General features: G+C 31.1%; 18 protein-coding genes. 7 read left to right on the top strand and 11 right to left on the bottom strand.

The genetic code is table 11. The features are described from left to right. The first annotated feature begins 429 nt into the window (after positions 1–429). Positions 430–951, top strand: coding sequence for a GNAT family N-acetyltransferase (locus tag NSQ74_RS14505; protein ID WP_340824218.1), 522 nt, complete (start codon positions 430–432; stop codon positions 949–951). A gap of 446 nt (positions 952–1,397) precedes the next feature. Here NSQ74_RS14505 and NSQ74_RS14500 read toward each other — a convergent pair whose 3' ends face one another. After that, on the bottom strand, positions 1,398–1,529 hold the full coding sequence (locus NSQ74_RS14500) for a hypothetical protein (RefSeq protein ID WP_340824217.1): 132 nt from the start codon (positions 1,527–1,529) through the stop codon (positions 1,398–1,400). A gap of 179 nt (positions 1,530–1,708) precedes the next feature. Here NSQ74_RS14500 and NSQ74_RS14495 point away from each other — a divergent pair, with 179 nt between their 5' ends. Continuing rightward, complete coding sequence (locus NSQ74_RS14495; protein WP_340824216.1) at positions 1,709–2,413, top strand: DUF421 domain-containing protein; 705 nt, start codon at positions 1,709–1,711, stop codon at positions 2,411–2,413. 533 nt (positions 2,414–2,946) lie between these two features. Here NSQ74_RS14495 and NSQ74_RS14490 read toward each other — a convergent pair. Together NSQ74_RS14490 and NSQ74_RS14485 are read right to left on the bottom strand one after the other, a co-directional pair. Further along, complete coding sequence (locus NSQ74_RS14490; protein WP_340824215.1) at positions 2,947–3,513, bottom strand: hemoblobin-interacting domain-containing protein; 567 nt, start codon at positions 3,511–3,513, stop codon at positions 2,947–2,949. Between the two features lie 331 nt (positions 3,514–3,844). Then, positions 3,845–4,282, bottom strand: coding sequence for a VOC family protein (locus NSQ74_RS14485; RefSeq protein WP_340824214.1), 438 nt, complete (start codon positions 4,280–4,282; stop codon positions 3,845–3,847). 431 nt (positions 4,283–4,713) lie between these two features. Between NSQ74_RS14485 and NSQ74_RS14480 the strand changes: the two genes are divergently transcribed. Further along, the gene (locus NSQ74_RS14480) at positions 4,714–4,902 is read left to right on the top strand and encodes a hypothetical protein (protein ID WP_340824213.1); all 189 of its coding nucleotides are present in this window, start codon (positions 4,714–4,716) and stop codon (positions 4,900–4,902) included. Positions 4,903–5,058: 156 nt separating this feature from the next. After that, positions 5,059–5,232: a hypothetical protein gene (locus NSQ74_RS14475; protein WP_340824212.1), complete on the top strand. Its 174-nt coding sequence runs from the start codon at positions 5,059–5,061 to the stop codon at positions 5,230–5,232. Positions 5,233–5,420: 188 nt separating this feature from the next. Here NSQ74_RS14475 and NSQ74_RS14470 read toward each other — a convergent pair whose 3' ends face one another. Continuing rightward, positions 5,421–5,786, bottom strand: coding sequence for a hypothetical protein (locus NSQ74_RS14470; protein ID WP_340824210.1), 366 nt, complete (start codon positions 5,784–5,786; stop codon positions 5,421–5,423). A 154-nt stretch (positions 5,787–5,940) separates the two neighbouring features. After that, positions 5,941–6,222: a hypothetical protein gene (locus NSQ74_RS14465; RefSeq protein ID WP_340824209.1), complete on the bottom strand. Its 282-nt coding sequence runs from the start codon at positions 6,220–6,222 to the stop codon at positions 5,941–5,943. A 179-nt stretch (positions 6,223–6,401) separates the two neighbouring features. On the opposite strand from NSQ74_RS14465, the gene NSQ74_RS14460 reads away from it, so the two are divergent. Then, entirely contained in the window at positions 6,402–6,974 is a 573-nt protein-coding gene (locus NSQ74_RS14460) for a GNAT family N-acetyltransferase (RefSeq protein ID WP_340824208.1), read from the top strand. A gap of 381 nt (positions 6,975–7,355) precedes the next feature. Here NSQ74_RS14460 and NSQ74_RS14455 read toward each other — a convergent pair whose 3' ends face one another. Together NSQ74_RS14455 and NSQ74_RS14450 are read right to left on the bottom strand one after the other, a co-directional pair. Further along, positions 7,356–8,369, bottom strand: coding sequence for a S66 family peptidase (locus NSQ74_RS14455; protein ID WP_340824207.1), 1,014 nt, complete (start codon positions 8,367–8,369; stop codon positions 7,356–7,358). 251 nt (positions 8,370–8,620) lie between these two features. Next, entirely contained in the window at positions 8,621–8,950 is a 330-nt protein-coding gene (locus NSQ74_RS14450) for a hypothetical protein (protein WP_340824206.1), read from the bottom strand. Between the two features lie 209 nt (positions 8,951–9,159). Here NSQ74_RS14450 and NSQ74_RS14445 point away from each other — a divergent pair, with 209 nt between their 5' ends. After that, on the top strand, positions 9,160–9,690 hold the full coding sequence (locus tag NSQ74_RS14445; protein WP_340824204.1) for a GNAT family N-acetyltransferase: 531 nt from the start codon (positions 9,160–9,162) through the stop codon (positions 9,688–9,690). A 445-nt stretch (positions 9,691–10,135) separates the two neighbouring features. Then, positions 10,136–10,570, top strand: a complete 435-nt coding sequence (locus NSQ74_RS14440; RefSeq protein WP_340824202.1) for a hypothetical protein — start codon at positions 10,136–10,138, stop codon at positions 10,568–10,570. A 319-nt stretch (positions 10,571–10,889) separates the two neighbouring features. Here the strand turns inward: NSQ74_RS14440 and NSQ74_RS14435 are convergent, their stop codons facing one another. The 4 genes from NSQ74_RS14435 to NSQ74_RS14420 all read right to left on the bottom strand — a co-directional run bounded on the left by NSQ74_RS14435 (position 10,890) and on the right by NSQ74_RS14420 (position 13,309). Further along, positions 10,890–11,048, bottom strand: coding sequence for a hypothetical protein (locus NSQ74_RS14435; protein WP_340824201.1), 159 nt, complete (start codon positions 11,046–11,048; stop codon positions 10,890–10,892). Positions 11,049–11,484: 436 nt separating this feature from the next. Then, entirely contained in the window at positions 11,485–12,030 is a 546-nt protein-coding gene (locus NSQ74_RS14430) for a hypothetical protein (RefSeq protein ID WP_340824199.1), read from the bottom strand. Positions 12,031–12,052: 22 nt separating this feature from the next. Further along, complete coding sequence (locus NSQ74_RS14425) at positions 12,053–12,970, bottom strand: DUF4868 domain-containing protein (protein ID WP_340824198.1); 918 nt, start codon at positions 12,968–12,970, stop codon at positions 12,053–12,055. Positions 12,971–13,090: 120 nt separating this feature from the next. Next, positions 13,091–13,309, bottom strand: a complete 219-nt coding sequence (locus tag NSQ74_RS14420) for a hypothetical protein (RefSeq protein WP_340824197.1) — start codon at positions 13,307–13,309, stop codon at positions 13,091–13,093. Between the last annotated feature and the right edge of the window lie 42 nt (positions 13,310–13,351).

The following is a 13,351-nucleotide window of genomic DNA, read 5'->3' as shown; positions in this document are numbered from 1 at the left end:
TGTAAATCAAGAGGTTCATTGTGTATTTGAAGAACGTTTCACTCATTTAATACCCAGGACATCTTTGAAATAGCGCGTCACTTTTCTCCGCTTCCTGAAGAAAATGGTAATAACCGGACTCATCTTCATATTCATTGTTCGATTGGAAATAAATTAAACCCTTTCCTTCTTTTACGCCAAGCGAGAATGATCAATTGTAACCAAAACCTATAATTTGTAATAAAACACTATAATTTGTAAATATATATATGATACAATTGCCTTAACACGATGGATTTTGACAGGAAAAAGGATGAGAAATCATAGTGGAAAAAGTTAGCATTATTTAATATTTTGTGTACCCTATTTAAGAATTATGGAAAGGTTATTTGAAATATTTTAGGTATGTATGGGAGTAGCTTGTCTTAGGAGAGGAGAGGAGATAAAAAAATGATTGAATTTCGAAAAATATCCGGGGATAACATAGATGAAGTAATTGCGCTTGAAGTTGAAGAAAACCAGAAAGACTTTATAGAAACTACTAACCTCAGAAGCTTTGCAGACGCTCATATGTTGAACGCAGATGGGATACCTGCGACTCCCATTGCCATTTATGCTGATGGAATTGCGGTCGGATTTTTGATGTATATTTACGATACGCTGGATCATGAATCATTTGAAAATGAAGGTTTTTACGGGAAGAAGTGCTATTTTATTTGGCATATTATGATTGAAAAGAGTTATCAGGGAAAAGGATATGGCAAAATTGCATTTGAAAAAATGTTGATGGATATTGAAACCATGCCATATGGGGAAGCAGAATATGTAGCCCTCTTTTATCGAACAAGTAATATCATAGCTAGATCATTATACGTTTCATTTGGTTTCGTAGATACAGGAATCATTCAGGAAAATTCGATGTTGATGATTAAAAATCTAGATGGGAAAATAGCAGATTTCATAGTAGAATAGGATCTCTGAAAGAAATATATAAGCTTTCAACGTCTTTGATGGCCATGGATAAAATATATAAATACGACTATCTCCTCAGTAGCTATAGCTTATATGACTTCCTGCTAATCTATTAGCTACACTAGAGATAAAAAGTGAGCTAACAATACCTATAGTAATTCTTTTTAAATCACCTTTAGCTTTCAACACTAACCTTTCTTTTACTAGAAATATAATTGTTATTATTTATCGAGTTCATTCGAAAATCTAATACTCACGATTGGTATTTATCTTTACTAACTTCGTACTATAATGTAACTAGGGAAAGTAGTATATAACTCTCCAACATCGGCCTCCGTTTAAAAGTACATATAATAATCCATAAAATAGCTGTTCTAACCCCATTGCTTTGCTTCCATATCGAAACAATGTTCTAAGTTCTTCTTTAACTAACCTGCATCGTTAGTTTAATAAAGAAAAAGAGCTACGTGTGCTACTGAATAATCTTTAATTAACACTACCTTCCTTAAATTATTATTTTTCTTTAATAAGAAACCTGTTCCATTTTCTTGTGGTACGAATCCTTCTTTAACGGACATTTCCCCCTCCATTGTTTATTCCTCTGCTGTAATTACAGTAACAATATCCTAGACTTTTTGTAATTATCTTTTCACACAGTTTTTTCTTCATATCAAGCCCGTGTTAGATGTAACAAACACATAATAATGATGTTAATGGAGATAATAAATAAAGATTTAACAGGAAAGGATGTATCAATGTGGATTTCTTTCATGGTCAAGAATCTCTTACAGCAATACAATGGATTCTCAGAGCAATTGTTACTTTTTTCTTTTTACTTTTTGCAACAAAAATTATGGGGCAACGTTCAATTTCTCAGTTAGGGTTACTCGATTTTGTTATGGCAATAACTCTTGGTAATATCATTGCTCATCCCTTGTCTGATGAAGGATTAGGATTAAAGGGTTCCATGATTACCATGTCGGTTTTAATTATTTTATATTTACTCGGGGTATTATTGAGTATGAAATGGATTTCGTTTCGACATTTTATGGATCCACCTCCAATTCCACTTATTCAAAATGGGAAAATTGTTTCCACAAACTTACGAAAGGCCAGGATTACTATTGATTTTCTATTATCAGAGTTACGAAAAGAAAAGATAGAAGATATTCAAAAAATTGCTCTTGCATTATGGGAACCAGACGGATCTATTTCAAGTTTTATTTATCCGCAACATCAAACTCCAACGCGAGCAGATTTAAAGGTAGTACCTGAACCTTTTTCCCTCCCTTCTATCCTCATTCAAGAAGGAAAAATTGATTACTATGAGTTAAAAAAATCTAAGTTTTCTGAAAATTGGCTAATAAACAATCTTACATCAACATATAACGTAGACATTAAAGATGTTATATTAGCGACAATCGACCAAAATGATAACTTGCAAGTTTTTCTGTACAAATAAAGGATTTACTTTGTTTATGAAGTGAATCCTAAAAAGTAAATACTTGAATAACCTGTTAGATTGAATGCTATCTCAATATCTAAATGTTTCTATATTAGAACCAATTTTCTCTCTTGTCCCACTCTCCCGTAACCCTATAACCATACTTTACATACACGTTGTTCTGACTGTATTCAGCCGCCTATTGCACCTTCCATTTTACACCCATCGCTTTCACTTGATTATTACTATATGTCAAAATACGCATAGGCGTCCCATGCGTTTCGTCAACCTCATCGCTCGTCATGCCATTTTCCTTATGTGATTTCAGGCAGGTACAGTGTTAGCAAAATAACTTGTCCAAGATTATAGGTCATTTTTGGCTCAATCATTCTCACATCTAATATATACTCCCCTCTAAAATAGTTCTATCGTTTAAATAATTAGTTTGTAACGACTTTCATTCCTTATTTCATGTATCAAGCTCTTCACTAAACAAACTGAAACAAATGTGCAAAAAGAAAAGAACGCCATAATGGACGTTCTCATTTTGTTCATTTAATAACATTTATTAAATATTGCCCTTTTGACGAACCATCTTCAGAGATAATGTCCAACCATGATACATAGATCTCTGATATCGTATTTGATTCTGTATAGTCGAAATTATCATCACCGATATTTTTTCTGAACATATAACTTTGTGCGGAGCCATTGTAAGATTCAATTGCTGCTTTAATTTCAGCGACTGTTGCTGTCGATTTAACTGTTATAAATCCAATTGAGTTGTCCACTTGTACAATTCTAGCGTCTTTTGTTTTTATTCTAACTTCGGCTAATGGTTTAAGTACAGTTTGACTAACAACAGCATCTTCATAGCCGGTAGCATGAAACTTGAAAATCAACAAACCTGAAGGCATACCTTTAGGAATTGTGATTTTTCCTGGACTAACCCATGAAGAAATAAAATTTAAAGGAATAAAATTTACTCCGCCGTCCGTACTAATTGATATGGAACTTAATTTAGATTCCCAAGCACTATTAGAAGAGAAGCTAATTTCCAATACATTGTCTAGGTAGTTATTTGTAGAATCCGTTATTAAAGTTGGTGCTGCTAACAAGCTATTCTCGTCTTATACCATTTCTTTTTAGGTTTTATAACGAGCCTTCACCGTACAGGTGATTTTCATCACATACGGCGATCCGTCAGTAATATTTCTACTTATTTCCCCAAAAGAATTATAACTTTAGTCATAGGCTTTTGTCACTATTATATATGATTGCTGACGATAATAATTACACTAAGTATCTACTTGCCTTTTATTATAGTTCACTTACCAATGTCTAATTTCTTGCTCTGAAGTGTTGCACCGCTTCAGGTTTAACATCTTAACAGTACAAACATCCACCACTAAGTAACAAAGAGTTACATCTTCATTTTAATTAACATGCTTACTTGATTTCCTCAGCCAACTCCAAAATAATTCCTTCTGGACCACGAACATAGCATAATTTATAACTTTCTTCATACTGCTGTATCTCACTAAAGATTTCGGACCCATTCTTTTTCAATTTGGCAACAACAGCTTCAATATCTTCAACAGTAAATGCTATATGGCGGATACCTAGTGTATTTGCAAAGGGTTGCTGAATATCTGTATCATCTGATGGCGAATAAAATTTGATTAGCTCTATCCATGTTGGACCGTCTGATGTTCCCAAACCAACACACGCTACTTTAGCGTCATTAAGCCCAACTGCATATCCCATTAACTCTCCTTCCATATCCCATTCTGCTTTCACCTCAAGCCCAAAATCGATAAAAAACTTTTTAGCGGCAGAGAGATCGTTTACGATTACACCTATATGATCTATTCGTTTGATATTCAAATTTCATACCTCCTATGTTCCTGTAATTATCCAATATACTGTATACAAATGCTAGTATTAACAAAGGGATTATTAATAAAGCGAAAATATATTATCATTACGTTACTATTTTATTTTAAGGTTTTTTATGTTTTTTTTACATAAATTACATTTAGAGGGACTTTATTTTAAAAAATTCGAAAAATACATTTATATTGCTTACTTCGGGACAATTTTCTGATTTTTATCCGTTTGGGATTATTTCAAAAATAATAACGAGTTCGCTGGAATACTTTCTCTTTTCCTTATGGCTATGGCTAACAATTTTTTTATTCATGGCATCATTGTTATTTCGTAAAACAAAAGATAAAAAGAAAAATCATATTGTGTAAACTTCTCTACTTCACTGTATTGTTAACAAATTAACAATCCCAATATTAGGAGGTGTTTTATTGACTGATAAGAGTAGAATATTACTTAGCCCAGTAAGTAGTTTGGCATTATTTGCTTTAGGGGCATATAGAATCTTTACAAACAACTTAGAAGCTATGTCAATATTAGTAGCGTATATTTTTTTGATTGGCGGTTTGATATCTTTTGTTTTTAGCATAGCAAAGTTGTCTGAAATCCATCGATCTTAGCGTTGCATATTGCAATGCTTTTTTTGTTATTGCACAATTTCTTTCATATATTCATTACGCAAAACTACCAATTATATTTTCTATTGATTAAATATTTATTGCTTTTAATTTATCCATACTAACCATATAATTAAATAACTAAAAGGAGGCTAAAAAATGAAACATAATCCTTTACATCAATGGCAAAAAGAACATAATAAACGGGTAAAAGAATTCCATAAAAATCACGCTTTAGCATTAGACAATGGTGAGAATGGAAATGGGCTATTAGCTAAGTGGGAAAGATTTATCTACAACAAAGGGAAGGCTTTTTTAAAGGCTGTCAAATAAATTTTTAAGTAGCTGTTCTTTTTGGGGCAGCTCTTTTTAATTTTAAATCATCTTCTCTAACAGTTCCTTCTTTCCACTAACCTCTTTCTTATGCCCTCCCCCAGTTACACTTGTAATGAGAGGGACAAGTTTGCTTTTTAAATAAAAAGACACTCCTACTATAAGGAATGTCAAAAGTGCGTATGAAATTATCTATACATATCTAACTGATTTAACAAATATCTTTCTAATTCATTTATTGATAATACCACTTCTTTATGAAGTTTATCTTCGATACTATCTTCAGTAATAAATACTAAATATTTATTTGCATCTACAAAAAACTTTTCAAATTCTTGTAAAAATGTTTCGATTTTTTGATCGCCAGGCGTTACAGATAAATAGATCGTTTTAAATAAATTAAAGTCACTATACGCATTACTTAAAAAATAGATAACTAGCGTTTTATCATTATTTACATTTGATTTTACAAAAGATAGGTTTTGTTTTAGCTTATTCAATGCATTTATAAGATTTGTAGTTTGCTTAAACATATTCGCTGTATTACTAAACATCTAATATCCCCTCCAACTTAATCATAAAAAAAAATCTATAAAATTGGAATATTTTCATCAAACTTTTCCTCTCAAAGCTAACACAATTGTTCCTAAAGTGCACAAAGACCTTTCACAACAATTTTTGAAGGACCTAAAATAAAATTTCCTATTATTAATTCTGTAGTACGAAGTTATATTTTTTATTTATTTTGTTTGCAATAGTTTCTAGGAACAATTCAACCGTCATATTTTCAACTTCTCTTGTATACCATGCGAGCTTTGCGCCATAATTTTTTTTATTATAATTTACTTCCAATGGCCAAAAATTTTTTGTAGCATAAGTATAATCAAACTTAACAAAAAGTTCCTTCCCATCTGGACATTCCATAACAACATTATACATAGGATTTTTTCTTTCTTTTTCAAACTTAACTTTTCTAATTTTGGTTAACAATAGTATCCCTCCATTTATGTACTAATTCGACATAAAGAATGGATCTCCTCTAAAATCAGACAAGTATAACACAAAGCTTCATTTTTTGAAGTAAAGTCCAGTTTACTTTTGACAATTTATGCATATATGTATGTTATTATAAAATTAGTGTTTTTATAGGCGATAAAGGGAGAATGATCATGATTCACAAAAGAGGAATAAGAGTTACGTTACGTACAGCTACAATTGCAGATTTAGAAGAAATTTATTATTGGAAATATGTTGATAAAACACAAGCCGCTAAGAAATGGAATGGACCGTATATTCCAGAAAAGCAAATGACTAAAACAGAATTTTTAAAGGAATGGGCCAATGAGGAAGAGTTATTTGAAGGTGTCCCAAATACATTAGTCATGGCAGTAAATGACCAATTTATAGGTGTTGTCGGAGCTTATTGGGTTGACAAAAATACGAATTGGCTTGAAACAGGGATTGTTACATATAATTCAGATTACTGGAATGGTGGCTACGGTTCTGAGGCTTATAGCTTATGGATTGACTATCTTTTTGAAAACACTACTCTTCATCGCTTAGGTATGTCTACTTGGTCCGGCAATGAAAGAATGATGCGAGTAGCAGATAAATTGGGGATGCAATTAGAGGCAAAAATTAGAGACGCACGAATGGTTGACGGAAAATACTATGATGCAATTAAAATGGGCATTTTACGTAGCGAGTGGGAATTACTAAAAGTTAGTCATCATTCAGTCTAAAAGATTAAAAGTTATATTTTCACACTTAAAACCAGCTCGGTATTTTTTACCTTGCTGGTTTTGTTAGCGAAAATGTACCTTGTAGTAGTAGGTACTTTGTTTGGGTAATACTATTGAAAGAAAGATTTCCCAAAATCTTTAAAGCTCTTTAATATTTTTTATTTTTCGAAAGGCAATTAACTATAAAATCCAAGTTAACATTGCATATAAATAATAGTGTTAAGCAAACTTCCTCCTGATTTGTTTCTAAAGGGTCGCTCCTATCCCAGGGTGACCCTTGTATAGATTACATTCCTAAAGTCAGTAAGGTATATTTAATTGATAATAGTATCCTTAACCGCATATTATATACGTTTTTAGATGTTGCTTTACATTTTATATTTAAATAAAGTGTTGCAAAATAGTTCCTTTACCGTTATACGTTTGCACTTCTGCAAATGCTCCGTTGATTAATGTTATTTGTGGCGGTAAATGACCACAATCGATGTCGTATATAATCGGAATTTCAAGCTCCTTAGCAAGCTCCTCATACACATCTTCGACTGTATAATTTTCAACAGAGGTTTCAGCATTACTTCTACCAAACATTATCCCTGAACAATTATTAAACCATCCAGCTAATCTCATTTGTACAAATGTCCTACGCAAATCGGTAGTAGATAACTCACAGTTTTCAAAGTACCATATAACAGATTCCCCTTTAATAAAAGTTTCTGAAAATTTCTGTATTTCACCAAATCTTGTTCCAATTAAATGTCTAATCGAATCAATACAACCCCCTAGTAAACGCCCATGTATTTTAACAGGTTTATCTGCAGTAGTTTTCCAGTTTGTTTTCTCAGTAAAATTAAAAACATATGGTGTAGGCTTATCAAAATGCCAATCCTTTTGATATTGGTCTGAAGAATGTTGTACGATTGATTCACCTTTTTTTAGAGCTAAAACCGACTGCCACATTGCTGTCGTGTCATCAGAATACTCTCCTCTTAAATCTATTAGATTCGTTCCATGTGCGGTAGCTATACCTGTTTCTAATGTAATAGCCAATAATAAAAGACTGATATCTGAGTAACCTAATACCCATTTAGTTGGAATATTTCCGAAATTAATATATTCGAGTGTCTCAATAAGTAATTCTCCTCCCCAAGGAGGAATAATAATATGGATTTCATCATTAATGATCATGTTATTAAACTCTTCGGCACGCTTCTTAGCTGAAGCAGATTTTGCTTTCTCTTGTGTCCAAGCAGTTTCTCCACAAAGGACTTTATATCCTTCCTTTTCCATACGAATGCATGCTGTTTTCAATAAATCATGCAGCTCACTGGGTACCCCCGATGAAGGTGCTGTAACGCCAATTGTTGCCCCCACTTCTAAAAATGGATATTTTATCATACGTATTCCCCTTTATAGTTCTAGTTCATTGTCATAAATTAAATAAATGCTTTTAAGATTCTTACAGTAATATCAACTTGCTATGTAATTATTTATGATAAGATCGCCTCTTAGCATATTCAACACATAATTAGAAAATTTTTGCTAATATTGATTTCAAATTTAGAAATAGTTTTAATTTTGATTTTTTACTATATACTGTTCTTTTATCCACCTTTTAATTTTGTAATTAAACCCATTATTTAAATAAATTATTTATACCCATTTTCATATAAATACACTTCGATATTGTAATCATTTAAACGATGGATATTTAGTTGTTGTTCAAAATATTTTTCTACATCTTGCTTGTATTCTTTATTAGATACACTCATACTTACAAGTAATAATTTATCATTCTGATCTACACCCATGCTATACACCCCATATTTTTTATGCGCTGTATCATAAATTTCTTCATTATTAAAAAATTGCTCTATATATTGTTGTGAAACATCACCTGAAACAATTATCTTATCTTTAAAATGATATACAGATAAAACTAATAGTAAAAGAATTATTAATGGAAAAATTCTCTTCAATTTTATTCCTCCTAAAATATTTAATATAAATTAATTAACTTAATTTACTACACTCTCTTTTTCATTAATCAAAAAGTGTTAAAGGTTTTAAGATTTCTTTATTTTGCTCCTCTTGGTATCATTAGACTATACAACTTTGAAGGGACTGAACTATGCGCAGATGGCAATATTTTTTATCTAACTGATTAAAAATATTGGAGGTACAAAAATTGATAAAAGAACTAAACACCCAAAGATTACATTTAAGAAGAATGGAAATTTCAGACTCATATAGCTTATTTAAAATTTGGTCTGATCCAGATGTCACGAAATATATGAACATTACTAGCTTTACACATGAAGCGCAAGCAAAAGAAATGATAGAACTTCTTGAGGAATTGGCTCAGGCAAATGAAGCAATTCGGTTCAGCATGATTGAAAGAAAATCCAACGAAATAATAGGAACGTGTGGATTCAATTTTATAGACTTTGAAAATAGCAAGGCAGAAATCGGTTATGATATTGCGAAAGCCTATTGGGGCATGGGATTTGCGCCAGAGGGTATAAAGGCACTACTGAATTACGCTTTCGAAAGTTTAAAATTAAATAAAATTGAAGCAAAAGTGGAGCCTGCAAATGTAAATTCTATTAGGGTATTACAAAAACTTAATTTCACGTTCGAAGACCAAGTTAGACAATACGAAAATTCTAATGAAAGTTTTATAGATATAAATATTTATTCACTTCTAAAAACAGAATAATTTTAAACTTCGCCTATATCAATCATTAAGATATAGGCATTCTTTTGTTTCAGACATATTAATTAGATCGCACCGTATAAACATTTTAGCCGCTTCCTTTTTGATTCTTCTCGACAAACACATTCGTGTAAATTTTTATATTTCATTTTGCTTTTCTATAAGGATTCATTTACATAATGGTAATTATATCAAAATAAACAATAAATAGGGGTAATTATCAACTAAATTAATATCATTTGCCCTCATGCTAATGAGTTAGACCTCATCAAAAATTGTCAAAGGTATTGATTTTCGAACAGCTATAGCAAACATCAAATATAAAAAGATATCCGAATTGGTCAATTATGCTCCATCATTAACACGTTGTTTTATTTGCTTAAAATTCCTATACATAAAACTTCTTTAATCTGCAAATAACAAGGGCAAATGCAGAAAGGAATTGAATATGAGAAAAAGAATAATCATTTCGTTAGTATTAATGTGTTTCTTAGTCACTAATTATGCTTTTGCTGAATCCGATACAGAATATTTCCCTCAAGATAAACCCCCGAGTGTAATAGAATTAGCCTTTTTGCGCGAATTAGGCCAATCAATACTTGAAACAATGACTTCATACGGTGATAATGAATTATTTACTGCTGGAAGAATCGAAAAAATTGAAAGAAATAGACAAAATGACTTTTATGACGTTACTTTAAGAGTTATTACTTTTGAAAATGCACATAATCCTCCGTATAAACTAATTAACATTACTTTTCGAATCCCCCCTGGTGAAGCTGCAACAAAACATAAAGTGATTTCAGATAAAGCAGTAATATCTTATAAGGTAAAACACATTACCCCAGAGGAATTTATAAAGTTATCTGAACACACGAATTAACTCTGAGCAATTTCCCGTTAATTAATAAATAATGGCTAAGAACATTGATATTAGAGCATCAGATTTGATGCTCTTTTTACAATTCAATATATAGAACAGCAAATAGAATCTATAATTAAATCAAAAATAATTTATAAGCGACAATAAAACCCCAGTACTACTGAACTGCACCCCCATTGTTAGACACATCTAACAATTGGAGGTGCAGTTTTTAGTCCAGTACAATACCGAACTCAGTTTACTCATACTGCCTAACTGAAATAACCGTGTCTAACTTTTAGGGGTCACCTCAATACCTGGGGTTTTATTCATTTAGTATTTACTGATTTTCTTCTTGTTTTTCATTCTTCTCATTCGCATTCTTAAATTGTTCTTTTGTAAGATCATTATCTTCACGAACATCTAAATCATCTGGACTTAAATCATTTCCAAATTCTTCTCTTTCTACATCCTTTTTATTTCTCTTATCTTTCGTCATCATCATCACCTCCAGTTAATACAATTTCCTTTTTTAAGAAATCTATACTTTCATCTCTTTTTTTCAATAAAATAATTTCCTATACCGTCCGATTTAGAGAAATCTACCTATTCCCTCTTTTTCTGTATGTACTGTCCTAATTCCTCTTCCCTAGAAAATGCTTTATGGCTGAAAATAATAGAGAGCCCAATGAAAATAAACTATTTTTCTTAAAAGCTTTTATAAATGATCAATTATTTCAATCACAACAATAATTAATAAATAAATCCAAACAACTATACAAAATCAGCCACTTCATTTAAATGGGGTGGCTTTTTCTGAGTTTCTATTTTATTTGCTCTCCAGTGGCAGCTTTCTGTTCTTTACCTCGTTGAATAATAAAAAACCGCCTTTTGCAGTGCAGCAATAGGCGTTTTATAAAGGTTTGTTTCAGAAATTAGGCTCTATGCAAATAAATATTGTTTGCCAATTTTCTAACATGTAAATTGTGTCCACTAATTTTCATTCTATTAAAATAGTCTGGATTCTCCTTCGAAATTAAGACTCGGCCAAGCTCATCCTCATAGGTATTCCATCCAAACAGTAAAAACGTTATATTAACATGTATTAAATTAGACTTAACATATAAATAGCCAATTAACATAAACAATATTCCGTTTGTAACCAATGTACTTTTTTCTGTGATGTCGATTGCCAATAAAGGTACTATATATGTCACTAAGTAACTTAAAATTTCTTCATTTTTTCTCGATACACGCTCACCTACAATTGTGCTGTTTAATTCACATTTCTTTATATACAAAATAGGTAAAAATGAAAGGATAAATAATACGATTAAAATAATATACACTGTAAGCGTTACTTTATCTTGAATAATTGAATTGATGCTAAAACGATCATAAGGGTATATTGAAAGAGCTACAATTAAATACAATGGAGAGTAGGACGATATGAATAAAAACAATTTAAAAAGATTTGTCAATTTTCCCCCACCCTTTCTTAAATTACCTTAGGTCATCGCTTCCTCTTTCTCCTGTTAATACAGTTTTATAATAAGCGTCGTTAAGTAACTTGACTATATCGTTTAATTGTTTTTTATCAGTATATTTTATTTTCGTTTTTTCTTCGTTTAATTCGATATTTAAGTCAAATTCCATAATGATTTCTTCTACTTTATCAAAATTGTCAACAAACCTCGTCATTCTTTCAGGCCTTGTCATCAATCTTGAAACTCTCTTTACAATATTACCATCCTCAATACTATCATTTTTAAACTGTTCAAATCCTTCTAACTTATTCGTTTCTTCAAAGACTGTTAATACAGAATTAGTATTCTGAACATACTTTGTTTTTAAATCGAAAATTCTTTGCATCGCTATATTATTAATTACAAGCACTTCGTCTTCAAAAATAAGTAAATCAAATCCAGGTTCAATTCCTATAAATGAATCTGAGACTTTTCTAAATGTAGAGTCCGCCAATGTTCCCCATAGACCTTTCGTAAACTTCTTAAGTTGAGGAATACGATTTAAAATATAAGCAAATTTCCCCATTTCTATTTCAATTTTTATACAGTATAAATCTTTTTGGGTACCTTCATTCAGCAATTCACCTGGTTTTTGTAAGCTTTTAAATAAATTATCATATGTAATCCCTATATATGAAGGCTCACAATATTCAACGACACCATTTGGTCGACCATTTTCATTAAATTCAACTTGCTCTTTTCCCACTAATTTATCAATAGTTGGTTGGATAACCTTTACAATATCTAATTGCAAAGACCGACTTAAAGATGGTTTAAATGAAAAATAATCTAAAGCATCATGAGTTTTAATCTTTTCAATTAAAAACAAACTTACTTCAGATGCACCACTTAATAAGTGTTCTGAAATCTTGCTGTTAATAAACTCGATATCCAATAATAATCCCCCTAACTATATGAAATCATTAATAAAATTATACAATATTTGGTTATTTCAGTAAATTAGAATGCAATCATATTATTACCTTAAAGCACTATACTCATAACCGTAGCTTTTTTATTTTGCCATGAGCAAATTGCTTAAAAATTGATAGCAATTTTCTTTTTCTTTGAAGCATTCATGCAAGTTTTTATTTTCAATTTCGAAAAATTTAGCTGTTTTTCGAATGGTATATTTTCCGATAAGGATTTCTTCATTTTCACTAAGCTGATTTAGTGCCTCATAAATAGGATCAATCGAAACGCCAATGATTTCATAAATATTCACATTTTCCATCTTCATCCCCCTTATTTCTCCAAGCTAAAAACTTTATAAAAG

The organism is Lysinibacillus sp. FSL W8-0992 (genome assembly GCF_038008685.1).
Taxonomy (GTDB): domain Bacteria; phylum Bacillota; class Bacilli; order Bacillales_A; family Planococcaceae; genus Lysinibacillus.
Note: the sequence above shows the minus strand (reverse complement) of the source record. Positions and strands in the feature narration are given on the sequence as shown.

Coding starts and splice junctions, on each gene's coding strand:
- NSQ74_RS14470 (WP_340824210.1), bottom strand. CDS start 5,786: ATGTTTAGTAATACAGCGAATATGTTTAAGCAAACTACAAATCTTATA.
- NSQ74_RS14420 (WP_340824197.1), bottom strand. CDS start 13,309: ATGGAAAATGTGAATATTTATGAAATCATTGGCGTTTCGATTGATCCT.
- NSQ74_RS14505 (WP_340824218.1), top strand. CDS start 430: ATGATTGAATTTCGAAAAATATCCGGGGATAACATAGATGAAGTAATT.
- NSQ74_RS14500 (WP_340824217.1), bottom strand. CDS start 1,529: ATGTCCGTTAAAGAAGGATTCGTACCACAAGAAAATGGAACAGGTTTC.
- NSQ74_RS14440 (WP_340824202.1), top strand. CDS start 10,136: ATGAGAAAAAGAATAATCATTTCGTTAGTATTAATGTGTTTCTTAGTC.
- NSQ74_RS14455 (WP_340824207.1), bottom strand. CDS start 8,369: ATGATAAAATATCCATTTTTAGAAGTGGGGGCAACAATTGGCGTTACA.
- NSQ74_RS14460 (WP_340824208.1), top strand. CDS start 6,402: ATGATTCACAAAAGAGGAATAAGAGTTACGTTACGTACAGCTACAATT.
- NSQ74_RS14435 (WP_340824201.1), bottom strand. CDS start 11,048: ATGACGAAAGATAAGAGAAATAAAAAGGATGTAGAAAGAGAAGAATTT.
- NSQ74_RS14475 (WP_340824212.1), top strand. CDS start 5,059: ATGAAACATAATCCTTTACATCAATGGCAAAAAGAACATAATAAACGG.